At 64.5% G+C, this 22,597-nt stretch carries 24 protein-coding genes; 12 read left to right on the top strand and 12 right to left on the bottom strand.

Features of this window, described 5'->3' with window-relative positions; translation table 11 throughout:
- Positions 1 to 138: 138 nt before the first annotated feature.
- Positions 139 to 774: a TetR family transcriptional regulator gene (locus M2267_RS06630; protein ID WP_429113378.1), complete on the bottom strand. Its 636-nt coding sequence runs from the start codon at positions 772 to 774 to the stop codon at positions 139 to 141.
- A gap of 91 nt (positions 775 to 865) precedes the next feature.
- Here M2267_RS06630 and M2267_RS06625 point away from each other — a divergent pair, with 91 nt between their 5' ends.
- Both M2267_RS06625 and M2267_RS06620 read left to right on the top strand, forming a co-directional pair.
- A complete protein-coding gene (locus M2267_RS06625; RefSeq protein ID WP_429113376.1) occupies positions 866 to 1,519 on the top strand; it encodes an O-methyltransferase in 654 nt (217 codons plus the stop codon).
- Between the two features lie 54 nt (positions 1,520 to 1,573).
- A complete protein-coding gene (locus M2267_RS06620; protein ID WP_429113374.1) occupies positions 1,574 to 2,464 on the top strand; it encodes an SDR family oxidoreductase in 891 nt (296 codons plus the stop codon).
- A 404-nt stretch (positions 2,465 to 2,868) separates the two neighbouring features.
- On the opposite strand, the gene M2267_RS06615 is transcribed toward M2267_RS06620, so the two are convergent.
- Genes M2267_RS06615 through nthA form a run of 3 tightly spaced genes read right to left on the bottom strand, consistent with a single transcriptional unit; the run spans position 2,869 to position 4,539 of the window.
- On the bottom strand, positions 2,869 to 3,258 hold the full coding sequence (locus M2267_RS06615; protein ID WP_429113372.1) for a nitrile hydratase accessory protein: 390 nt from the start codon (positions 3,256 to 3,258) through the stop codon (positions 2,869 to 2,871).
- Positions 3,227 to 3,886 (bottom strand): nitrile hydratase subunit beta, encoded by a 660-nt coding sequence (gene nthB / locus M2267_RS06610; RefSeq protein WP_429113370.1) that lies wholly within the window; start codon positions 3,884 to 3,886, stop codon positions 3,227 to 3,229. Before nthB ends, M2267_RS06615 begins: the two co-directional genes overlap by 32 nt.
- Complete coding sequence (gene nthA, locus M2267_RS06605) at positions 3,883 to 4,539, bottom strand: nitrile hydratase subunit alpha (RefSeq protein WP_429113368.1); 657 nt, start codon at positions 4,537 to 4,539, stop codon at positions 3,883 to 3,885. Before nthA ends, nthB begins: the two co-directional genes overlap by 4 nt.
- A gap of 342 nt (positions 4,540 to 4,881) precedes the next feature.
- Between nthA and M2267_RS06600 the strand changes: the two genes are divergently transcribed.
- The 3 genes from M2267_RS06600 to M2267_RS06590 all read left to right on the top strand — a co-directional run bounded on the left by M2267_RS06600 (position 4,882) and on the right by M2267_RS06590 (position 7,815).
- The gene (locus M2267_RS06600; protein ID WP_429113365.1) at positions 4,882 to 5,904 is read left to right on the top strand and encodes a hypothetical protein; all 1,023 of its coding nucleotides are present in this window, start codon (positions 4,882 to 4,884) and stop codon (positions 5,902 to 5,904) included.
- Positions 5,905 to 6,055: 151 nt separating this feature from the next.
- Positions 6,056 to 7,336: an SDR family oxidoreductase gene (locus tag M2267_RS06595; protein WP_429113363.1), complete on the top strand. Its 1,281-nt coding sequence runs from the start codon at positions 6,056 to 6,058 to the stop codon at positions 7,334 to 7,336.
- On the top strand, positions 7,336 to 7,815 hold the full coding sequence (locus tag M2267_RS06590) for a DUF2269 family protein (protein WP_429113360.1): 480 nt from the start codon (positions 7,336 to 7,338) through the stop codon (positions 7,813 to 7,815). The genes M2267_RS06595 and M2267_RS06590 overlap by 1 nt, the downstream gene beginning before the upstream one ends.
- Here the strand turns inward: M2267_RS06590 and M2267_RS06585 are convergent.
- Entirely contained in the window at positions 7,807 to 8,400 is a 594-nt protein-coding gene (locus tag M2267_RS06585; RefSeq protein ID WP_429113359.1) for a LysE family translocator, read from the bottom strand. The two genes, M2267_RS06590 and M2267_RS06585, sit on opposite strands and share 9 nt — an antisense overlap.
- Before the next feature lie 338 nt (positions 8,401 to 8,738).
- Positions 8,739 to 9,650: an MBL fold metallo-hydrolase gene (locus M2267_RS06580; protein WP_429113357.1), complete on the bottom strand. Its 912-nt coding sequence runs from the start codon at positions 9,648 to 9,650 to the stop codon at positions 8,739 to 8,741.
- A gap of 116 nt (positions 9,651 to 9,766) precedes the next feature.
- Between M2267_RS06580 and M2267_RS06575 the strand changes: the two genes are divergently transcribed.
- Both M2267_RS06575 and M2267_RS06570 read left to right on the top strand, forming a co-directional pair.
- Complete coding sequence (locus M2267_RS06575) at positions 9,767 to 10,675, top strand: LysR family transcriptional regulator (protein ID WP_429113356.1); 909 nt, start codon at positions 9,767 to 9,769, stop codon at positions 10,673 to 10,675.
- A gap of 155 nt (positions 10,676 to 10,830) precedes the next feature.
- Positions 10,831 to 11,676: an aldo/keto reductase gene (locus M2267_RS06570; RefSeq protein WP_429113355.1), complete on the top strand. Its 846-nt coding sequence runs from the start codon at positions 10,831 to 10,833 to the stop codon at positions 11,674 to 11,676.
- Between the two features lie 138 nt (positions 11,677 to 11,814).
- Here M2267_RS06570 and M2267_RS06565 read toward each other — a convergent pair whose 3' ends face one another.
- Positions 11,815 to 12,771, bottom strand: coding sequence for an acyl-CoA desaturase (locus tag M2267_RS06565; protein ID WP_429113353.1), 957 nt, complete (start codon positions 12,769 to 12,771; stop codon positions 11,815 to 11,817).
- A gap of 203 nt (positions 12,772 to 12,974) precedes the next feature.
- On the opposite strand from M2267_RS06565, the gene M2267_RS06560 reads away from it, so the two are divergent.
- Positions 12,975 to 13,331 carry a metalloregulator ArsR/SmtB family transcription factor gene (locus M2267_RS06560; RefSeq protein WP_429113351.1) on the top strand — a complete coding sequence of 119 codons (357 nt, stop codon included), beginning with the start codon at positions 12,975 to 12,977 and terminating at the stop codon, positions 13,329 to 13,331.
- Between the two features lie 71 nt (positions 13,332 to 13,402).
- Entirely contained in the window at positions 13,403 to 13,654 is a 252-nt protein-coding gene (locus M2267_RS06555; protein WP_429113349.1) for a DUF7660 family protein, read from the top strand.
- A gap of 19 nt (positions 13,655 to 13,673) precedes the next feature.
- Here the strand turns inward: M2267_RS06555 and M2267_RS06550 are convergent, their stop codons facing one another.
- From M2267_RS06550 to M2267_RS06540, 3 genes are all read right to left on the bottom strand, one after another.
- Positions 13,674 to 14,627 carry an NADP-dependent oxidoreductase gene (locus tag M2267_RS06550; RefSeq protein ID WP_429113348.1) on the bottom strand — a complete coding sequence of 318 codons (954 nt, stop codon included), beginning with the start codon at positions 14,625 to 14,627 and terminating at the stop codon, positions 13,674 to 13,676.
- A gap of 522 nt (positions 14,628 to 15,149) precedes the next feature.
- Entirely contained in the window at positions 15,150 to 15,722 is a 573-nt protein-coding gene (ilvN, locus tag M2267_RS06545; protein ID WP_402318948.1) for an acetolactate synthase small subunit, read from the bottom strand.
- Positions 15,723 to 15,744: 22 nt separating this feature from the next.
- On the bottom strand, positions 15,745 to 17,523 hold the full coding sequence (locus M2267_RS06540) for an acetolactate synthase 3 large subunit (protein ID WP_034792684.1): 1,779 nt from the start codon (positions 17,521 to 17,523) through the stop codon (positions 15,745 to 15,747).
- A gap of 510 nt (positions 17,524 to 18,033) precedes the next feature.
- Between M2267_RS06540 and M2267_RS06535 the strand changes: the two genes are divergently transcribed.
- A complete protein-coding gene (locus M2267_RS06535; RefSeq protein WP_429113345.1) occupies positions 18,034 to 19,401 on the top strand; it encodes an MATE family efflux transporter in 1,368 nt (455 codons plus the stop codon).
- Between the two features lie 51 nt (positions 19,402 to 19,452).
- Here the strand turns inward: M2267_RS06535 and M2267_RS06530 are convergent, their stop codons facing one another.
- Both M2267_RS06530 and M2267_RS06525 read right to left on the bottom strand, forming a co-directional pair.
- Complete coding sequence (locus M2267_RS06530) at positions 19,453 to 19,821, bottom strand: hypothetical protein (RefSeq protein ID WP_429113343.1); 369 nt, start codon at positions 19,819 to 19,821, stop codon at positions 19,453 to 19,455.
- A 392-nt stretch (positions 19,822 to 20,213) separates the two neighbouring features.
- Positions 20,214 to 20,825, bottom strand: coding sequence for a TetR/AcrR family transcriptional regulator (locus M2267_RS06525; protein ID WP_429113342.1), 612 nt, complete (start codon positions 20,823 to 20,825; stop codon positions 20,214 to 20,216).
- 116 nt (positions 20,826 to 20,941) lie between these two features.
- Here M2267_RS06525 and M2267_RS06520 point away from each other — a divergent pair, with 116 nt between their 5' ends.
- Both M2267_RS06520 and M2267_RS06515 read left to right on the top strand, forming a co-directional pair.
- Positions 20,942 to 21,553 (top strand): class I SAM-dependent methyltransferase, encoded by a 612-nt coding sequence (locus M2267_RS06520; RefSeq protein WP_429113340.1) that lies wholly within the window; start codon positions 20,942 to 20,944, stop codon positions 21,551 to 21,553.
- Between the two features lie 24 nt (positions 21,554 to 21,577).
- Positions 21,578 to 22,588 carry an NAD-dependent epimerase/dehydratase family protein gene (locus M2267_RS06515; RefSeq protein WP_429113339.1) on the top strand — a complete coding sequence of 337 codons (1,011 nt, stop codon included), beginning with the start codon at positions 21,578 to 21,580 and terminating at the stop codon, positions 22,586 to 22,588.
- The last annotated feature ends 9 nt before the right edge of the window (positions 22,589 to 22,597 follow it).

The following is a 22,597-nucleotide window of genomic DNA, read 5'->3' as shown; positions in this document are numbered from 1 at the left end:
AAGCGCGCCTGCTGCTCCGGCCTTGTTGGCGAGCCGCATCAGAGTGTTACGGTCGGCTCCGCACACTCGCCTCACCTAACGTGACACGAGTCCCCTCCGCTCAAAATCGCCGGGACATCCTAGGGCTTTTGGCATGGGTCAGGTGCTGGCACCTTTCGCCACGAGATAGGCCGAGAACATGTCGGCCATCCCATCCGCATAGGCCTCGATCTCCGCATCGCTGCGCGCCGTTCCCGAAAAATCTTTCCCCACCGTCGCCATCGTCGTCATGACCAGGTCGCCGGCAAGTTCTCTGGTGTCGGCGGGTGCGTTCGGAAGAAGCTCGATCATGAACCGGTCGATGAGCGGATCGTTGGCCTCCTTGGCTTCCCGCGCCTCGGGCGCATCGCGATAAAGGGGTGCCGCGTCGCCCAGGGCGACCCGAACGGCCGCCTCCTCGCATTCCGAGCGCAGGAAGGCGTGAACTAGGGACCGCAGCCGATCGAGTGGCGCGCGCGACCCGTCGCTGAGGATCGTCGCCAGCAGCCCCGACGTCTGCCGCCACTCGTCGCTTTGCAGGCGAAACAGGATCGCGCCCTTGTTGGGAAAATACTGGTACAGCGACCCGACGCTGACGCCCGCCCGTTCCGCCACGCGAGCGGTGGTAAAACGCTGCGCGCCCTCCTCCTCCAAAACCTGAACAGCAGCCTGGAGAATGGCCTTTACCAGCTCGTTCGAGCGCGCCTGCTTGGGCGCTTTTCGTGAAGAAATACGGACACTTGATCTGTTTGCCATTGGCAGCGCCTGTAATGCGATTAGCGAATGCGACGAATTATTCGTATTTTTCTTCGTGAACGCAAGCCCATCGAAAACGAAGGAACATCCGATGTCCACGCTTACCAGCCAACCTCTCCAGGGCCTTCTCGACCGTCTGTTCGACGAGGCCGATGCCGCGACCAGCCCCGCAGTCGCGCAACTGCCCGCAGGCGAACGCGAACGATTGCTTCACAGCAAGACCGAATATCTGCAGCTCTACGGGCTCTTGAAGGATCTGTGGCTTCCGGTTTCGCGTCAGACCGGCAACCTCCTCTACATGCTCGCCCGCGCGAGCCGCGCCCAAAGGATCGTCGAATTCGGAACGTCCTTCGGCATTTCGACGCTCTTTCTGGCGGCGGCGCTGCGCGACAACGGCGGCGGCGAGCTGATCACCAGCGAATTCGAACCGGCGAAGGTGGCGCGGGCCGGACAGAACCTCGCGGCAGCCGGTCTCGACGATCTCGTCGAGATCCGCCAAGGCGACGCGCTTTCGACTTTCGCCGATCTTCCCGATGCGATCGACCTGGTGCTGCTCGACGGGGCAAAACCGATCTACCTCGACGTCTTCAGGCTGATCGAGCCTCGCCTGCGCCGAGGCGCCCTGATCATCGCCGACGACGCCGACAGCTGCCCCGAATATCTCGACTACATCCGCTCAGCGGCCGGAACCTACCTGTCGACGCCGTTTGCCGAGGACATCGAAGTGACGATGCGCCTCGCCTGATCGGCGCCATCGCTTCACGGACCCGCGTGGTCCACCCAATCAAGGAGAACTGCAATGCATGTATTCGTAACAGGCGCGACCGGCTGGGTCGGATCGGCCGTGGTCAGGGACCTGATCGCGGCGGGGCACAGGGTGTCCGGCCTGGCGCGCTCCAGGGAAAAGGCCGCAACCCTCGCCGCAACCGGGGCCTCGGTCGTCGAAGGCGGCCTTCAGTCCGCGGCGATCCTGCAGCGGGCCGCTGGCCAAGCCGATGCCGTCATCCACACGGCCTTCAGGCACGACTTCGTCCATGGCCCGCTCGACCAGGATTTTTCCAGTTTCCTGGAAAGTGCGGCGGAAGATCAGCGCGCCATCGCGCTTCTGGGCGAGGTTCTCGCCGGATCGGCTCGGCCGCTACTCGTAACTTCGGGTCTCGCCGGGCTGCCGCTCGGTGCGACAGAAACCGATCGCCCCAATGCCGCCGTGCCGCGCAAATCCGAAGCCGCCGCCCGCGCCCTTGCCGAGCGCGGCATTCGGGCGGCAACGGTCCGGCTCGCACCTTCGGTTCACGGCCTCGGCGATTACGGTTTCATCCCCATCCTCGTGCGCCTGGCGCGCCAGACCGGCGTCTCGGCCTATCTGGATGACGGCGCCAACTGCTGGTCGGGCGTCTACCGGGACGATGCAGCACGCGTCTATCGGCTTGCGCTTGAAAGTGGCACGACCGAAAGCGTCTACCACGCCGTGGCGGACGAAAGGATCCCGTTCCGGCAGATCGCCGAGGTCGTCGGCCGCAATCTCGGCCTGCCGGTCGAAGCCCGCCCGCGCGTCCATTTCGGCTGGTTCGCCGGCATGGCCGGCGGCAACATGGCCGCCTCCAGCGCCCATACCCGCGCCGTTCTCGGGTGGCGACCCATCGGTCCTGATCTGCTCTCCGATCTGGATCAGGCCGCCTATTACGCTTGAAACGAGGAACCCGTGGAATCCGCAGGCGCGGTAGCGGGATGCTCCCTCCGCCCCGTGAGCGCGTGCCCCTCACTGTCCTGCCGGACATCTCTCCCCGCAGGCGGGGAGAGAACCGCTGGGCGCGCCCGTCAGCGCCAATCCTCGCCGCGCCAAAATCAGTCCCAGCCTTCGCGACGGGTAGAACCGCCGCCACCGGCTCCCTCTAGCCGCAGATGGCAAAGTGAAACGTGTGGCGCCCGCTCGTCACCCAGGTGCTCCGTCAGGCTCACCTTTCGACTCAGGCTCACCTTTCGACGATGACGCCAAGTGCCGGGGGCGACAAAGGGCACGTCCCTTCTCCCCGCCTGCGGGGAGAAAGCTAGGATGAGGGGCAAAGCCGCACCGACCTTGCGAAGCGGCCGCACCTACCTGAGCGGATCGTTCTCGATCACGATCGGCTTGCCGTGCGGCGTTGCTTCTGCTGCCCGCTGCCAGCTCGCCGTCAGGTCTTCCAATTCGCGGCCGGAGGCCAGCGAAAGCTCGGTTACGAGGCGCGAGAGGGCCGCCACCCAGCAGTCGTAGTAGTCGCTGGCATCGACCTTGCGGCCGGGCTTGTAGAGTTCGGCCGAAAGCGCTTCTGCCCATTCCGGCCAGGAGAACACGCCCTTTTCGTGCAGGCGCACCGTCATGGCGAAGGCGTTGGCCTGCCAGGGCTCGGCAAAGACCGGATCGCCCTCCGGCGACTTCGGCAGTTCGGCCGAGGCGATGAGCGGCGATGTCACCTTACACGTGCTCAAGGTAGCTCTCCCAGGCATCGATGGACACCGTCAGCGTCGGGTCGGCGCCCTCGCCCCAGATCTCCGGCCCGTCGAAAACGACCGTATAGACCCATTGCGGATTTTCGCCGCGGCCATGGGCGTTGTCGTCCGGAAAGACGAAGGAGCCCTGCACCGCCTCGACGCGGCCGAGCTTGGCGCGAGCATAGCGCGGCAGGCGCGTATGGGTCTCCGGATTGAAGTTTTTCGTGCGCACCCGGTCACCCACGGCAAAACGTGGCGCGGCATCGACAGGCCGATCACAGGGGCCACCCTTGGCCAGCACACCCGCCACCATATCGGCCTTCAGCACCCGCTTCGGCGCCGTCCCCTGCTCCAGCCTGTGGCCGCCATCGAGCTCGGCCTGGGTGACGAAGCCGTGGCGCTTCAACAGCGTCTCCAGCGCCCGCGTCCAGATCTCGTAATAGCTCGCCGACAGATAGGTCGCCGGCGGCAGGCTTTCGCGCGCATGCCGGCTTTCATCTATCGTCCACGCGCCGAAGGCGCCGCAGGAGAGCGTGACGCCGAGCGCCCGCTTTTCCCATTCGCCGTGGAAATAGGGCTCGTCCTTTTCCGGCGCCACCGGGCCGAGGCCGTGGGCACCGCCGAGATCGTGCGGACCGTTCATCGAAGCGCCTCCGCGGAAAGGGCGAGGCCCGTGCCGATCATCGCGTCGCGCGTGACTAGCGCCGCAAGCTCCTCCTCGCTGAGCCCCTCCGTCCCTGCCGGGCGTTCGGGGATCACCAGATATCTGAGTTCCGCGGTCGAATCCCAGACGCGGATCCGCGTCGTCTCAGGCAGGCTCAGGCCGAATTCCTGGAGCACACCGCGCGGATCGATGACGGCGCGCGAGCGATAGGGCGGCGCCTTGTACCAGACCGGCGGCAGACCGAGCACCGACCAGGGGTAACAGGAACAGAGCGTGCAAACGACGAGGTTATGGGTGTCAGTGGTGTTGAATACGGCGCGCATATGCTCGCCCTGCCGGCCGGTGTAACTGAGGCTGGCGATCGCCTCGGTCGCATCCCGCTTCAGCCATTCGGCGAACTCGGGATCCACCCAGGCCTTTGCCACCACGCGCGCGCCGTTGCGCGGTCCGATCTTCGTCTCGTAGGTCTCGACGATGGCATCGATCGCCGCCGGATCGATCAGCCCCTTCTCCGTCAGCACCGTCTCCAGCGCCTTCACCCGCGCTTCCATGTCGGTGAAGTGGTTGTCGTGGTGGTGGTCGTGATCGTGGTGATCGTGATGATCGTGATGATCGTGATGGTGTTCGGACATTGCCTGGCTCCTCGCAACGCCGTGCCATCACAGGCACAAAGATGGCGCTGCCTCCTCATAAAGTCGTAGCGCATAAACCCCGGATTCGAAATCGATTTCAACGCCCGCGGGTACCCGCAATTGTCACCATAACAAGTCTGGCCCGATGCGGTTCGTACCAGGCCACCGAGTAAGCCGGCTACCGCTACCGGCGATCTTTTGCCATGCAGTTCCGAATGTATCATCTGCGCCATCTCTCTCGCACGCCGGAGCTGGGCTATGCTCCGTTGCAGCATGGCGATTCGGATCGCCCGCCGGCAGGCGCGAAAGGTTTCAGGGCGACATGAGGGCGGCTGACAAGGAATGATGACATCAATCGAGCGTGCATTCCCGAACCGCGCAGTCCGCATCGTTGCCCCTGGCTTCTCCCTCGGTTTCCTCTTCCTGCTGTCAGCAATCCTGCCGCTGCCGATTGCCATCGGGCTGCTAATGTTGTCGATCGACGAGATCAGGCGCGACTATTTCATCAACCGGAACCCCACTTTCATCAGCGGTGCCGAGATCTGCGCGATCGACTGTGCTCCCGAGGAGAGCGGCCCGCAGGAACGTCTGCAGTGCGCTATGGAAGTTCGCTTTGTCCACGACGGCCGGCCCCATCAGCAAATGCTGGCGGGTCGCTCCGTTGGCGAACCAGGGCCTTGCCGGCAGGGCAGCATCACCATCGCGGCCGACCGCCCGGAATATGTCAGCCTTGCCCATGACTATCGCAGCAGCCTTCGCACATCGGCGTTGCGGCTCATCCTCGGCGTGAGCCTCCTGTCGTTCTGTCTCGTGATGCTGATGAAGGCGGTACCCATCCTGCTTGCCCGCCGCGCCGCCGGCCGGAGGTACCTGCTGAAACCCGTCATCGTCGATGTCAGCGGCAAGCGTGTTCTGCGCTACATTCCAGGCAGCCCATTTGCGCCTCACGCGACCAAAACCGCTTACACCCGGATGGCGCCGAAACAGGCGCCGCTTTACATCAGATCGCAGGGCGACCGCAGCGCTTTGCCGACGGAGGCTTTTGCCGGGCATCCCTACCCCGCCCTTGCCGTGATCGCTGAGGGGGTCCCTCTACCGATCCTGCTTGATCGAGAACTCACGCGGCTTGAACTCAGTGAGCCGGAACGCAACCGCATTCGCGCCGGCATCGATGAAGCCATCGGATTGCCCCCTGGCGAAACGGCAACACCCGCCTACATTCGGCAGCGACTCATCCAGCCGTTTCTGGGACATAAGCCCTTCAACAGGCCATGGTGGCTTCAGAAATGGGCATTGAGGTTTGCCGTAACGATCCCGCCGTTTCTCTTGGCGACCATCTGGTTCATCGTTCTTCAGATCCTTTGAAGGGCTCCTCGCAGCAACCAGACTTGGCTGCGCCCACAGCGCGCGCTTCACGCGCGGTGACCGAAGAAGCGCGGGCCCGCATGGCAATATGCCAGCAAAGGCAATCGATCTTTGCCCGCCCTCTTAACCGGCTGCCCTGTAAGATAACGGCATGAAGGTTCTGATTCTCGGCGCTACCGGCTTCATCGGCTCGGCCCTCCTCGATAGACTGGCAAGCGACGGACACGCAGTGACCGGGCTTGGCCGCAATGTCGCCCGCTCCCGGTTGAAGCGGCCGGAGACCCAATGGCTTGCGGCCGATCTTGCGCGCATGCGCGACGCCAGCGACTGGAAGCCGCTCATCGAGAGCCATGACGTCATCGTCAATTGCGCGGGCGCGCTGCAGGATGGCCTTGCCGATGAAGTGGCCGCGACGCAGGAGACAGCGATGCTGGCGCTCTATGCGGCAGCCAAGGCGTCTCCCATCCGCATCGTCCAGATTTCCGCACCGCGTGGCGGTGCCGGCAGCGACAGCGCCTTCCTCGCCACCAAGTTCCGCGCCGACGAGGCGCTGGCGGCAAGCGACGTGGCGCATGTCATCCTGCGGCCGGCCCTGGTGCTCGGCCGCAACGCCCATGGCGGCTCAGCGCTTCTGCGCGCACTCGCAGCCCTGCCCTTCGTCACGCCGCTCGTCCATGCGGATGCCCGCGTCGAGACCGTGGCCCTGAGCGACGTGGCCGAGGCCGTCAGCGCCGCCGTCGCCGGCCTGATGCCCGAAGGCTGCGACGTCGTGCTCGGCCACAAGGAACCGCCGACGCTCGCCGAACTCGTGGCGCTGCACCGGCAATGGCTAGGCCTTCCGGTGGCAAGGACCGTCAGGCTGCCGCCGGCACTTGCCGCGCCTGTCGGCCTCCTTGCAGACCTCGCCGGGCGGCTCGGCTGGCGCTCACCCCTGCGCTCGACCGCTCTGTCGGTCATGGCCGGCGGTGTTTCGGCCCAGGATGGCGCCCGCGCTGCGGTCCCGTTCCTTTCCGTGCGCCAAAGCCTTTCGGCTGCGCCATCCGGCGTACAGGACCTCTGGTTTGCCCGCCTCTATCTGTTGAAGCCGCTGGTGATCGTCGGGTTGTCACTCTTCTGGCTGCTCTCGGGCGCGATCCCGCTGTTCGACCTCGACGCGGCCCGGCAACATTTCCTTCGGTTTGTTGACCATGGCCCGGCAACGGCACTGACGCTTGCCACCTGCTTTGCCGACATTGCGCTCGGCGTCGCCGTGCTGTTGCGCCCGTGGGCAAGGCGCGCGCTCTTCGGCATGCTCGCACTGTCGGTCGCCTATCTCGCCTCCGCCACCCTCGTCGAACCCGAACTCTGGGCGGATCCGCTCGGGCCGCTCGTCAAGGTGCTGCCCTCGCTGCTTCTCACGCTGGCGACGCTGGCCATACTGGATGAACGCTGATGCCGCTCGAAGATCTGCTGCGCCTTGCCCATGTGATCGGTGCCGCGGTGCTCTTCGGCACCGGCGCTGGTATCGCATTCTTCATGCTGATGGCCAGGCGCACGCGCGATGCCCGGCTGATCGCGCACGTCGCCGGAACGGTGGTCGTCGCCGACACGGTCTTCACCGCGACAGCGGTGCTGCTCCAGCCAATCACCGGTTACCTGCTGGCGACGAGTATCGGCTGGTCGCTGACGGAAGGATGGATCGCACTGTCGCTGGCCCTCTATGTCGTCACCGGCCTCTTCTGGCTGCCGGTCGTTTGGATCCAGTTGCGGCTGCGCGATCTCGCCCGGCTTGCAACGGCCAACGGTGCGCCGTTGCCACCGGAATTCGACCGGCTCTATGCCGTCTGGTTTGCCTGCGGCTTCCCAGCCTTCTTTGCCGTCACCGGCATCTTCTGGCTGATGCTGGTGAAGCCGCAATTCGCACTATTTTAGCATCGGCCAGAGGCTGACGACGAGAAGCACCGCCATGGTGATGTTGAACCATTTCAGCCGCGACGGTTCCGAGAGCCATTGGCGCAGCGCCGAGCCGAAGCCCGCCCAGGTGGAAACGCTCGGCACGTTGACCACCGCAAAGACGACGCCGACGACGAGCACGCTGAAGAGGTAGCTTTCGCTGCTGGTATAGGTAGCCATCGCCGACACCGCCATGACCCACGCCTTGGGATTGACCCATTGGAAGGCGGCAGCCCCGATGAAGGTCATCGGATGTGCGCTGGCCTTGCCTTCGGACAGCGAACGCGAGGTGCCGATCTTCCAGGCGATCCAGATGAGATAGGCACCGCCGGCAAATTTCAGCGCCGTGTAGACGACCGGCACGGAATGGAGCAGCGCACCGAGGCCGAAACCGACGGCGATCAGCAGCAGGAAGAAGCCGGCGCCGATGCCCAGCATATGCGGAATGGTGCGCACGAAACCGAAATTCACGCCCGACGCGAACAGCATCATGTTGTTCGGCCCCGGCGTGATCGAGGTGGTGAATGCGAACAAAAACAGCGCCAGCAGCGTATCGGCCTGCATGGGTTCCCTCCCGGTACAATTGGGTCAGCATAACTGACCTAATCACCGGTGCCAGCCGCGAACTTGTCATGGTGACAATTGCTGGTGGTGGCCCGGCACGCTCGGAGTGGCTGTTGTAGCGGCAACCGCATTCGCGCATCGCCCGACCGCCGGATATCGCCCTATCGAGAGCCGTCCGTCCTGTTATGGACACCCGACCGGCACGGGGTCCTCGGGCTCCAAGGAACCGGCGCTCACATCCCCTTCACGCGGACGAAGATGTGAGCGCGGCGTTCCTCAAGGGACCTCGCGGCAGCAACCAGCAAAACCAAACTGCCCGGCCAGGCCGAGCGCCTGGCTCAGCCCCACTTCATCTCGCCCTTGGCGACCTTGGCGCCGAGTTCGAGCGTGGAGACGCCGGGCAGATCCGGATAGCGCTTTGTCATCGCTGCGATCAGCTCGCCGCTGTCCTTGGCGGCGGCGGCCGCCTCGTTGAAGGCTGCGAGATAATCACGGGTAAAGCGGATGGCCTCGACGCCCTCCGGCCCGCCCGCGCTCTTGTGCGCCGGCACGACGATCGCGGGCTTGCGCGCCGCCATGGCATCGAGCGCCTCGATCCATTTCTGCCGCCCCTCCGCCGTCGCCTCGTCGGCCACCCAGACATGCGAGCCGGAATAAACGAGCACGCCGCCGAAAATCGCCTGCAGCTCTGGCACGAAGAGATAGCGTCGGTCCTTCATCCCCTCGATCGTCACGATCTCGATCGTGCTGCCTTCGAGCGTCAGCGACCTGCGGGCGTCGGGCGTCGGCATCACCACGTCGGCGAGCGTCTGCGGGCCATTGTCCTTCAACTGCGGCCCCCAGGTTTCAAGCTTGCCTTCAACATTGGCCTTGATCGCCTCGACGGTTGCCGAAGCGGCGATGACCTTCGCATCCGGAAAGGCCTCGACGATCGGCTTGAGGCTGAAATAGAAATCCGGGTCGTTGCAGCTGACATAGATGGTCGTCAGCCGCTTGCCCGTTGCCTTGATCGCCTCGACCACCGCCCGGCCGTCGGAAAACGTGAAGCCGCCATCGATCAGGATCGCCTCGGTCTTTCCGGTCAACAGCACCGGTGTGCGGTTGAAGCCGGCATCATCCGCCTGAAAATAGCGCCATTCGAGCGCCGCGGCCGCATTGGCAAGGCGGCCACCGATCGGCTGGATGAGGATGGCGGCGCCGGCCGCCGCCGCCGTCTTGAGTGCGGTCCGCCGGGTCAACTGGATCTGCATGGGGTCTCCTTGGGCTTTTGTCGTGCCCGGCAGGATGACGGCACGGGCACTCTTGAAAAAGCCCGACCGTCCGAACAGACTGTCTGAGGACTTCAGACAATCACGAAGAATTTCGAATGACTGTAAACTTAAACCGACTCTCGCATTTCGTTGCCGTGGTCGAATGCGGCTCGTTTACGGCCGCCGCCGAACGGTTGGGCCTTGCCAAGGCCGCCGTCAGCCATCAGGTCGCCCAGCTCGAAAAGGAGCTTGGCACCACCCTGCTCGTGCGCACCACCCGGCGACTGAGCCCGACCGCCACCGGCCAGCGCTTCTACGAGCGCTGCGCGCTGATCCTGCGCGATGCCGGCGAGGCCGTCGGCGCGGTCTCGGCCGAAACCGAGATCCCGAGCGGCACGCTGACGCTGACGGCGCCGCTCGACTATGGCGCCAAGGTCGTGACCAACGCCGTCGCGGCCTATCTCGCGGCCTATCCCGACATGCGCGTGGAGCTGAGCTTCGGCGATACCGTTCTCGACATGATCGAGAAGCGCCTCGACCTCGCCATCCGCGCCGGCTGGCTGGTCGACTCCAGCGAGCGGGCAAAACGCATCGGCACCTTTCAGCAGCACCTCGTCGCGGCACCCGCCTATGCCGCCAAGCTCGGCGCCATCACGCATCCCGATCAATTGATGGAGGCAGACTGGATCGCCAATGGCGCGTTGAAGGCACCGCTCGAATGGACCTTCACGGATGCAGCGGGCACCGCGACGGCGATCATAGGCAAGGCGCTTGTCACCGCCGACAGCACCGATTCCGCCCATTGCTGCGCTGTCGCCGGCATCGGGCTTGCCGTGCTGCCGGACTATCAGGTGCGAACCGACATCGCCGATGGCCGGCTGGTGCGTTTGGTCGCCGATTGGTCGCTGCCCTCGGGCGGCATCCATGTCGTCTACCCGCCCTCCCATTTCCGCCCGGCGCGCGTGCGTGCCTTCGTCGAGATCCTGCAGCGCATGGAAAAGGAGCGCGGGCGACCTTCCGGATGAAGGCTCGAAAGACCGGCGGGATGCGCTAGATTGCCCGCTACCCGCCTGTTTCCTGAAAGCGTTTCCGTTTTTAGGGATAGAAACTTGGTGCACGTCAAAGTGCTACATGACCTTGGCGCATCGTGAAGGGTGCGGGCGGCCGCGAGGAGAACAGCATGCACGATCCGATCCCGACGACGACACTTCCCGACGGCCGCTCGATCCCGGTTCTCGGCCAGGGCACCTGGCGCATGGGCGACAGCGCAGCGCGCAAGGCCGATGAGGTGAAGAGCCTGCAACTCGGCCTCGATCTCGGCCTGACGCTGATCGACACGGCCGAAATGTATGGCAACGGCGCCTCGGAACGCGTGGTCGGCGAAGCGGTGCGCGGCCGCCGCGACGAGGCCTTCATCGTGAGCAAGGTGCTGCCGTCCAACGCCAGCCGCCTCGGCACCGAGGCCGCCTGCGAGCGCAGCCTGAAACATCTCGGTCTCGACCATATCGATCTCTACCTCCTGCACTGGCGCGGCGGCTATCCGTTGGCGGAAACGGTTGCCGCCTTCGAGGCGCTGAAGAAATCAGGCAAGATCGGCGCTTGGGGCGTCTCGAACTTCGACGTCGACGACATGGAGGAACTGCTCGGCGTACCGGACGGAAAGAACGTTGCCGTCAACCAGGTGCTCTACAACCTCTCGCGCCGCGGCATAGAGTTCGACCTTTTGCCCTGGTGCCAGAGCCAAGGCATCGCCATCATGGCCTATTCGCCGCTCGACGAAGGCCGGCTGCTGCGCAACCCCGATCTCATCCACATCGCCAAGGCGCACCAGGCGACGCCATCCCAGATCGCCCTTGCCTTCCTCAAGACCCGCCCCGGCGTGATCTCGATCCCCAAGACCGGCTCGGCCGACCGCCTCCGCGAAAACCGCGACGCGATGGACATCCACCTGACCGCCGAAGACCTCGCGGCTCTAGACCACGCCTTCCCGCCACCGAAGCGCAAGCGGTCTCTGGAGATGATCTGAGGGCTCTGCCCGCGGACAAGGCCGCCCGCCGTGAGGAAGCCGATCCTGCCGGCCGGCGGGGAGAAAGATTCGCTGCACTCGCACGTTCCATCGAACACCGTTGACGGCCGCCCCATGCCTGGAAGGCTGGCGTATATCTCAGCGGCAACTTCGTCCCCTCTCCCCGCCTGCGGGGAGAGGGTTAGGGGCACTGTCCGTTCTGGCGCCGTGAACGCTCGCCGGAGCGACGCGCACGAGGCCGGCGCGGCGTTGCGTATTGGACGGCAGCTTGATCGTCGAGGCCAGGCCAAGGCGTGCAAGCAGGCGGATGAACCACCAGCCGAGATCAACCTGTCCGGGCTCGATGCCGAGCCGGGCGGATTCGGGAAAGGCATGGTGGTTGCCGTGATAGCTTTCGCCGAAGGTCACCAGGCCGAAACGCGGCAGGTTGTAGCCCTGCACCGCGACGCCATCGACGCGCCAGCCCTGCTCGCCATCGCGATGAGCGAAATGACCGACCAGCCAATGCCCGGTCAGCGACACCGAGACACGCACCGCCACGCCCCAGACCACCCAGGAAATGCCGCCAAAGACGAACAGCAACAGCGCCAGCGGCGCCTGCTGCAGCATCCAGGTCGCCTCAAGGAAGCGATAGAACCGATCTTGCGCGACGCGATCTTCGATGACGAAGCGCGGTGGATGATCGAGCGCCAGCACGCAGTGCATCTGCCAGAAGGCATCCTGAAAGAACGGCCGGCGATGGGCGAAGAGATCGTGGCAGGCCGGCTGGCGCTGCGCCCAGTCGCGGATGTCATGGGCGTAGATCATGCCGAACGGCCCGGCCATGCCGACGAGCACCCCGAGATAGACGAGGATGCGCTCGAGCCAGAGAGGCGCCTCGAACGAACGATGAATCAGCAGCCGGTGCATGCCGACCGAATGGCCGAGGCAGATCGTCAGGGCCGTGAGAGCGACGAAGACCGCAAGTGCCTCCAAGGAAAACGTCGCTGGTGCGCCGACGAGCGCCACGACCGTCATGCCGCTGATCCACAGCGACTTGCTCGCAGCCCAGACAGCCTTACCGTTCACCGGATCGCTGCCGGTTTGCGCGATCATTCGCCCTGTCGATTGGACATCCATGACACCCCCCGTAGCGACATCGTCATCCGATGCCAGGCAACACTGAAGGCTCCGGTTGAAAACAACCGGCGCAGAAGGTAATTAGGAAATAAGCTAAATATACATGTACGCGCCAAATGATAATTAGGCAATAAACTAATTATCTAGCGGCAAATGCCAGCACTGTGGAGGAGGCGACCGTGGAAGACGACAGGGCCCAGAACGCGCTCGAAGGCGACGCAGGCGGATCGGTCCAGCGTGTCTTCAACGCGCTGTCGTCGCTGCATCGACGCAAGATCCTGGCCTATCTTTCAGCATCGAGCCTGACGGCTGGCGAAATCGCCGAACGCTTCAACATGAGGAAGCCTTCTATCTCACAGCATCTGAGTGTGCTGGAAAATGCCGGCCTGATTGCCAAGGAGAAGCGCGGCCAGTTCGTTCACTACACGCTGGTGACAAACAATCTGGTCAACACGCTGAATGGTTTTGCCCAGGAGGTCTGCCCCGTCAGCCGTCCGCTCAAGCGGGAGAGCGAGGCCAAGGCGAAGAAAGACTGAAAGCAAGAGCTCAGCCTGGCGAAACGCTTGCGCATCAAACGCGGACGGCGCGACGCACGAAGGGAAAGATCTTGACCCTCGATGACATCGACAAAATCACCACCAAGGACGTTTTCGCGTGTTTCGTGGAAAAACTGCGGGATCACCTGCAGCAATCTCCCGAAGAATGGGAAAACGTAACTCTTGAGAGCTTTCTCGAAGCGATGGAGGCCTGGGTCCGCGACATCGACGGGTACATCGCCAACTCCGGTGACAAGGATGCTGTCAATCCAAGCTGGAGGACCTTTGCCAAAGTCCTCCAGGCGGCAAGTATCTACGAGTAGCGCGGAAAAGCGATGATCGTTATCCGCCCACAATCTCCACCACCACCTTGCCCTTGGCGCGGCCGGATTCCAGATAGGCGAAGGCTACGGCGACATCGTTCAGGGTAAACACGCGGTCGATCACCGGCCTGACCGTCCCGGCGTCGATGAGGCCGGCGAGCTCGGTCAGCTCGGGTCCGCTCGGATGCATGAAGAGGTAGCGGTAGGCAACGCCGTGCTTTCGGGCGACGGCGCGGATCTTGTAGGACGCCAACCAGAACAGCGCCCTCAGGAACAGGCCGCGGCCGAGATCCTTTCGTGCGGTTTCCGGCTCGGGCATGCCGGCGATGGACACCACCTTGCCGCCGTGCTTGACGACACCGAAGGACTTCAGGAGCGTGTCGCCGCCGAGCAGGTCGAAGGCGCCGTCCATGTCGCGCAGGCGCTCTTCGAAGCGTTCCTTCGTATAGTCGATCACCACGTCGGCGCCGAGGTCCTCGACCAACGCACGGCCGCGCGGCGATGCGGTGGTCGTGACCTCCGCGCCCAGCCATTTCGCCAGCTGAATGGCGAAGGTGCCGACGCCGCCGGCGCCACCGGGAATGAAGATCCGGCTGCCTTGCCCCACGTGAAGCTCGTCGCGCAGCGCCTGCAGGGCCGTGAGGCCGGCAAGCGGCACGCCGGCGGCCGTGTTGAAATCGATCGACGCGGGCATCTTCGCCAGGAACCGTTCGGGCACGACGGCATATTCGGCAAGAGCGCCCATGGCGCCCTTGGGCATGCGCGCAAACACCCGGTCGCCCGGCGCAAACGACGTGACGCCCTCTCCCAGTTCCTCGACGACACCTGAGAGTTCGTTGCCCATGACCACAGGCAAGGGATAGCGCTGGACGACTTTCAGCATGCCTTCCCGCGTCTTGTAATCTACCGGATTGAGGCCGGCGGCATGCACTCGGACTAGCACCTCGCCGCGCGCTGCGCGTGGGCGCCGCACGTCGCGCAACTCCGCGGCATCGGAACCACGATATCTCGTAAGGACCAAGGCCTTCATCTTGGTAGAATGCATCGGGCACCTGCGATCGTGAGAGATCTTCTTCGGGATTACTCGGCGAGAAATGCAGTGCGAAGTCAACCACGCGCGTGACGTCTGGCGGTTTCGCTCGCAAGCGCGTGCACCGATCATCCGGCCTGCCGAGAGGTTTCGGCTGCAACTGCGGCGACCTCTCATCCGGCTTGCCGGCCACCTTCTCTCCGCAAGCGGGGAGAAGGAAACGCGCAGCGGGCGCCCGGTCCCCTTGAAAGGCGAGCGCTTAGCATCTTCGGCAGAGGCGTGCCTCTGATGGACGGTCGTCATGAAGGAGGAAAAGAAGCGGCTCGCCCGGTGCGAGCGCCCCCTCTCCCCGCCTGCGGGGAGAGGGCTGGGGTGAGGGGCAGCCTCCGCACAAAGCGCGAGGGCCAATCCCGCTCGGAAAATCTCGCGCGCAAGAATGCACGCGAGCCCCTCACCTCGGCAAAATCACATGCCCTGCGGGCCACGGTTCATCGCAGCGATGCCGGTGCGGCAGACTTCGATGAGGCCGAGCGGCTTCATGATGGCGATGAACTGCTCGATCTTCGACGGCTTGCCGGTGATCTCGAACACGAAGTGATCGATGTTGGCGTCGATGACGGAGGCGCGGAAGGCGTCGGCAAGACGCAGCGCCTCGACCCGGTGGTCGCCCGAGCCGTGCACCTTGACGAGCGCCAGTTCGCGCTCGATCGGCCGGTCGTGGCCGAGCGAGCCGGCGCGCACGGTCAGGTCGACGACGCGGTGGACCGGAACCAGCCGTTCCAGCTGGTTCTTGATCTGGTCGAGCACGTGCGGCGTGCCGCGCGTCACGATGGTGATGCGCGACAGGTGCGCCTCGTGTTCCGTTTCCGAAACCGTGAGGCTTTCGATGTTGTAGCCGCGGCCGGAGAACAGGCCGATGACGCGGGCAAGGACGCCCGGCTCGTTGTCGACGAGAACCGAAAGCGTGTGGGTTTCGGCGACTTCGGTCTCCTTGGCGATGAAGTAGGCGGAGCCGGTCGGTTGAAGGTGTGCGTTCATGTGCGTGGTTCCTCTACCTATCTCAGACCAGCTGACGGCCCTTGGCGTCGATCGCATTGGCGACCGCTTCGTCCGTGGCTTCGTCGGGCAACAGCATCTCGTTGTGGGCCTTGCCCGAGGGGATCATCGGGAAGCAGTTGGCGAGATTGGCAACGCGGCAATCGAAGATAACCGGCGCCGGCGTGTCGATCATCTTGCGGATCGCAGCGTCGAGCTCGCTCGGCTTGTCGCAACGGATGCCGACGCCGCCATAGGCTTCCGCCAGCTTGACGAAGTCAGGCATGGCTTCCGTGTAGGAATGCGACAGGCGGTTACCGTGCAAGAGCTGCTGCCACTGGCGCACCATGCCCATGTACTGGTTGTTGAGGATGAAGATCTTGACCGGCAGGCCGTACTGGACCGCGCAGGACATTTCCTGGATGCACATCTGGATCGAGGCGTCACCGGCGATGTCGACGACGAGGCTGTTCGGATGTGCGACCTGCACGCCGATCGCCGCCGGGAAGCCGTAGCCCATGGTGCCGAGGCCGCCCGAGGTCATCCAGCGGTTCGGCTGCTCGAAGCCGAAGAACTGCGCCGCCCACATCTGGTGCTGGCCGACTTCCGTGGTGATGTAGGTGTCGCGGTCCTTGCTCAGCTCATAGAGACGCTGGATCGCGTATTGCGGCATGATGACGTCGTCGTTCGGCGCATAGGCGAGCGAGTTGCGGGCGCGCCACTTGGTGATCATCTCCCACCAGTCCGAGAGACGTGCCTTGTCGGTCGACTTGGAAGCGGCACGCCACAGGCGAACCATGTCTTCGAGAACGGTGCCGACATCGCCGAGGATCGGGACGTCGACGCGGACGTTCTTGTTGATCGACGACGGGTCGATGTCGATGTGGATCTTCTTGGAGTTCGGCGAGAAGGCGTTGAGGCGGCCGGTGATGCGGTCGTCGAAGCGCGCGCCGATGCAGATCATGACGTCGCAGTCATGCATCGCCATGTTGGCCTCGTAGGTGCCGTGCATGCCGAGCATGCCGAGCCAGGCCTTGCCGGAGGCCGGATAGGCGCCGAGGCCCATCAGCGTCGAGGTGATCGGGAAGCCGGTCAGCTCGACCAGTTCGCGCAGCAGGTGCGAGGCTTCCGGTCCCGAATTGATGACGCCGCCGCCGGAATAGATGATCGGCTGGCGCGCATTGCGCATCAGTTCGACCGCTTCCTCGATCTTCTTCAGATCGCCCTGCTTCTTCGGCTGGTAGCTCTTCTGGGTCGGAACGGCGGACGGCGGCGTGTAGGTGCCGGTCGCAAACTGGACGTCCTTCGGGATATCGACGACGACAGGACCCGGACGGCCGGACTGGGCGACGCGGAAGGCCTCATGGATGATGCGGGCGAGATCGTTGACGTCGCGAACCAGCCAGTTGTGCTTGGTGCAAGGCCGGGTGATGCCGATCGTGTCGCATTCCTGGAAGGCGTCGGAGCCGATCAGCGAGGTCGGAACCTGGCCGGAGATGCAGACGAGCGGGATCGAATCCATCAGCGCGTCCTGCAGCGGCGTCACCGCATTGGTAGCACCTGGGCCGGAGGTGACCAGCATGACGCCGACCTTGCCGGTGGAGCGGGCATAGCCTTCGGCCATGTGGCCGGCGCCCTGTTCGTGGCGCACGAGGATGTGCTGGATATCGTCCTGCTGGTGGATTTCGTCGTAGATCGGAAGCACGGCGCCACCGGGATAGCCGAAGATATGCTCGACGCCATTGTCCTTCAGTGCCTGGAGAACGATCTCCGCGCCTGTCATCTGGTTTTCTGTACCGCTCATTGACTTGCTTCCGTCCCTTTTCCCAGTTGGGTGCTTAGCTTGTTTGAAGGCATAAAAAAAGGCCCCGTCAGGAGCCTCGTTCAGCGCATGGGTGGCTACCGCCGGATGGTTACACCATCCTGCCCATGCGCCGTCCCACCACAAGAATAACCGCAAAATTTTTCATGGGCCGAGTTGATAACCACAAATGCCTAAGGCGTCAACGGCTTTTAGTTACGCGATCTGGCTTTGCCGCGGAACAATGTTGCGCGCACCGACGCGTCTGACCGCGTGGCCGGCCCGAGAAAGCGGCACGTCTGCGGACGGGCGAAGACCATCAGGTGCCGACTTGACGGCGGTGCGGCTTGGCGCTACCTCCCTTTCCGGGCTTCAGATCCCCGCCGCTCGCAGGCTTCCGGTCTCGGTGAAATCTGACTTCTGACGATATCCTCTCGCCCCGAACGCATTTCGTGTGGCAGGCAATGCGAGCCCCTCCTCTTCCCAATCGAAATGCGAGAACAGGAGCGCGGGATGTCCAAGGACACCTCCAAGCCGAATGCCTATTTGACCGCGCCGCTCGGTGCGATCTTCTTGAAGACGGCGCTGCCGATCATCTTCGTCATGAGCATGAACGGGCTGTTGACGGTGGCCGATGCCATCATGCTCGGCATCTATGTCGGCGCCGAAGCCGTCGGCGCCGTAACCACGGTGTTTCCGATCTTCATTCTCACGGTGGCGCTGGCCACCCTCGTCGTCAGCGGCATGGCGAGCCTGCTTGCCCGCCACCTCGGCGCCGGCCGCTTTGCAGAGGCCCGCGGCGTCTTCGCCGGCGCCCATATGCTGGCGCTGACGATCGCGGCAGCATTGATCGTGCTGTTCATCGCCTTTGGTGACCGCCTGGTGCTGACGCTTGCCAATGGCCCGGGACCGCTCGCCGCCATGGCCGAGCGCTACATCGCGATCATCATCTTCTGCGCGCCCGTGCAATTCCTGCTGGCGGTGCAATCGGATGCACTTCGCTGCGAGGGGCGTGCCGGGCTGATGGCCGGCCTCAGCCTGCTGGTCTCGATCGCGAACCTCGTCCTCAACTATGTGCTGATCGCGCTCATGGACATGGGCGTAGCAGGCTCCGCCACCGCCACGGTACTGGCGCAGGTCCTGGCGCTTGTGCTGATTGCCCTCTTCCGGCTGTCCGGACGCACGGAGCTGCGGCTCTCCGCCCTCCTCCGGCACAATCCACTGACGGGATGGAGCCGGATGGTTGCGCTGGGCAGCCCGCAGAGCCTCGGCTTCATCGGCATGGCGCTGGTGTCGGTGACGATCATGGCAGCGCTGCAGAGGACGACGGCCGAAAACTATGCCACCACGGTCGCCGCCTACGGCATCATCACCCGCGTCATGACCTTCGCGCTGCTGCCGCTCTTGGGTCTGAGCCAGGCGATGCAGGCGATCGTCGGCAACAATGTCGGCGCCGGCCTCGCGGACCGGGCAGAAAGGATGCTGCGGCTTGGCATGCTCGTGGCGTTCTTCTACTGCCTCGCCGTCGAAGCACTCCTCGTCGGCTTCGCCCGGCCGCTCGGCGCGGCCTTCGTCGACAACGATGCGGTCATCGCCGACGTCGCGCGCATCATGCCGGTGATGGTCGCGATGTACGTCTTCTCCGGGCCGCTGATCATGCTCGGCAGCTATTTCCAGGCGATCGGCGATGCGCGCCGGGCGGCGATCCTGGGGCTTGCCAAGCCCTATCTCTTCACCATGCCGCTGGTCGCACTCTACGCGTCGAGGTATGGCGAACCCGGCATCTGGTTCGCCACGCCGACTGCAGACGCGCTGCTGCTCGCAGTCGCACTGCTGGCGTTGTGGCAGGCCTCGCGGCAACGATCCGCAACGGCTCCGTAAGGCTGATCTGCGCGCGACGCGCCGGCTCTCCGGCGCGTCGCGTCCCTGTCGCTAGAACCGCGAGAACCCGACAAGCGACGACATGATGGAACCGCGGCCATCGTTGATGAACAATGCCAGCCCCGCAGCCACCTCTTTGCTCGGATTGCCATAGACCTCGAGCCGCTCTACCGTGCAGTGGGCGGAGACGTCGTTGATGTGCGCATCCGACATCTGCCAGTGCCGGAGCACGTCCTCGGAATTGCGGTAGAGCTGGATGCTCACCGCCTGCATTCCTTTCTCGTCGATGAAGGTCCGCACCATCAGCTGCGGCGCATGCGCTTCGACGAAGGCGATCGCGCTGCGCACAGCCTCGCAGAACGGTTCAAGATGGCCGGGCGTAATCCGCATCAGGTTTCGGAAAAGCAGTTGCTCGGTCATGCGTCCTCCCTGTCGCGCATCCTTGGCTCCCCGGGCCGGATTCAGGCCGGGGACGGCGCTCGGGTGAACGCCGATGGAGAGGTTTGTAGGAGCTCAAGCATGGTTGAGGTCAAGCGCCGAATACCAGAGCAATATTAGAGGTCGGCCGCGTGCGCATGCACCCGGCATTAACACTTGCCGTGGCAAATTAGCTTGGCTGCATGATGCAGCTTAAAAACAAAGGCAATGAGATGCTTGACCTTTCCTTTCTCACTCCCCTCCTCCTCAGTTTCGGCGCGATCTACCTGTTCTTTCGCTGGGTCGTGTTCGATATGAACGCCCCGAAATAGAACCGCCCAACGGCTGCCTCCGCGCACCGCCTGCGATCCCCAAGGGAAACGCGGAGGCGACCCCTATTCGTCGACAAGTCGCGCGACCAGATCGCCAAGCACGCGCTCGAGTGCGGCGTCGCGATCCTTACTCAGCGCGTCGAGTCCCACCACCTGGCGCATGATCTGGACGCCGGCGACCAGTGACATCAACAGCGCCGCACGCTCGGCCGCGTCGGGGCCTGAAAGGGCTTTGGTCACGTTCTTCTGGTGATGGCTTTCCACCACCGCACGCGCGATCTCCACCGCCCGCTCGTTGGAGATCGAACGCAGCATGATCAAGAAGCCGTCGAGCGCGGTCGCCTCCGATTCCGTCACCTTGAGCAGCGCCTTGCTGATGCGCGCCGCCCGATCTGGTGCCGCAAGCGTCTCTGGCGTCGCGATGATCGGCCGCCTGTTGGCGGTCGAAAGCACTTCGGCAAAGAGCCCCTCCTTCGACCCGAAATAGCGGTTGATCAGCATCGCCGTCACCCCGGCCCCTTCGGCGATTTCGCGCACGCCGGCGCCCTCATAGCCCGACGCGATGAAGGCGGCCCGTGCGGATTCCAGAATGGCGGCGCGCGTGGCGGCCGCGTCGCGGCGGCGCCCGTCCTTTTCCGCAGACGGCTTTTCGGCAGACGGCTTTTTGGCGGACATGGCTTCCCCTTAGTATACACATGTAGACATTCGTATGAATCGGAAGTATACGGATGTAGACATGCTGCCGCAACGCACCGTGCCGCAGAGCCTTCATTTCATCCACGGAGCCCCACGTGACAAGCATTTGCGCCTATAGCGACAGTCTCAATTTCTTCCGCTCCTGGCTGTCAGATCCCTTGCGTGTCGCCTCCGTCACGCCCTCTTCCCGGTCGCTTGCCCGGCTGATCACGCGCGAGATTGACCCTCGTCACGGCCCGGTGCTCGAACTTGGCCCTGGTACCGGCGTCTTTACCCGCGCGCTGATCGAGCGCGGCGTACGCGAGCAGGACCTCGTTCTCGTCGAAAGCGGCCCGGATTTCGCCGCCGTGCTCAAGGACCGTTTCCCGGCCTCCACCATACTTGCGATCGATGCAGCGCGGCTTGCCGATGGTCGTCCCGAGATTTCGGCCGGCATCGGCGCTGCCGTCAGCGGCCTGCCGCTGCTTTCCATGCCCACCCGCAAGGTTATCGCAATCCTCTCCGGTATCTTCCTGCACATGCGGACGGGGGGCCATCTCTACCAGTTCACCTACGGTCCGCGCTGCCCGATCCCGCGGCCGCTGCTCGACCGGCTCGGCCTTCGCGCCCGGCACGTCGGCGGCACCATCAGAAACTTCCCGCCCGCCTCCGTCTACCGGATCAGCCGGCGCCAACCCTTCGCAGCCATGCGCAGGACCGGCGACTGACGCAACGAAAGAAGATGAAAACCGATGAATGAATGTGTTCTCGTCACCGGCGGCACCGGCTTCGTCGCCCGCTGGTGCATCGTCTCCCTGCTCGAGCGCGGCTACCACGTTCGCGCGACCTTGCGCGATATGGCAAAGGCCGAGGCCGTCAGGCGCTCCATCGCCGCCGTCAGCGACGCCACCGACCGCCTGTCCTTCACGAAAGCCGATCTGACCAGCGATGACGGCTGGGCCGAGGCGATGGCGGGCTGCACCTATGTGCTGCACGTCGCCTCGCCGCTCAGCGGCGTTTCCGGCAGCGGTCGCGCGGCCTATGTTACGCCGGCGCGCGAAGGCACGCTGCGGGTGCTTTCCGCCGCCGTCGATGCCGGCATCCGGCGTGTGGTGATGACTTCGGCGGCAGCCACCACCCGGCCGCCGCTGGATTCGGGCCTAACCAGCGACGAGACGCGCTGGGCCGACCCCGACGACCCGCAATTCGACAACTACCGCGTCTCCAAGATCCTTGCCGAACGCGCCGCCTGGAAGTTCATGGCCGGCAAGGCAACGGAATTCGCCACGGTGCTGCCCGGCGCCGTCTTCGGCCCGGTGCTTTCGAGTGAAAACCTCGGCTCGGTGAAGATCATCGGCGACCTCGTCGTCGGCCGGCCGCGGTTCCTGCCGCGCCTCGGCTTCTGGGTGGTGGACGTGCGCGATCTCGCCGATCTGCACGTGACCGCCATGACCGCGCCGGAGGCTGCAGGCGAACGCTTCCTCGCTGCCGGCGACTTCCAGTGGATGGAGGATATCGCCGCCACGCTACGAACGGGCCTCGGCGCCAATGGCCGCAAGGTGCCGACAAGACGGCTGCCGACCGCGCTCGTGCGACTGCTGGCCCCGCTCAGCACCGAGCTGAAGCCGCTGGCGCCGTTGCTCGGTCGCAAGTTTGCGCTGTCCTCCGACAAGGCCCGGCGCGTGCTTGGCTTTGCACCGAGGCCGGTGAGCGCCACCCTCCTCGACTGCGCCCGCAGCCTGATCGCGGCCGGCGGGCGCTGATTTCAGCCT

Origin of the sequence: Ensifer sp. KUDG1 (assembly GCF_050434285.1) — a bacterium.
Classification (GTDB): Bacteria; Pseudomonadota; Alphaproteobacteria; order Rhizobiales; family Rhizobiaceae; genus Ensifer.
This window is presented reverse-complemented; position numbering and strand designations above follow the sequence as displayed.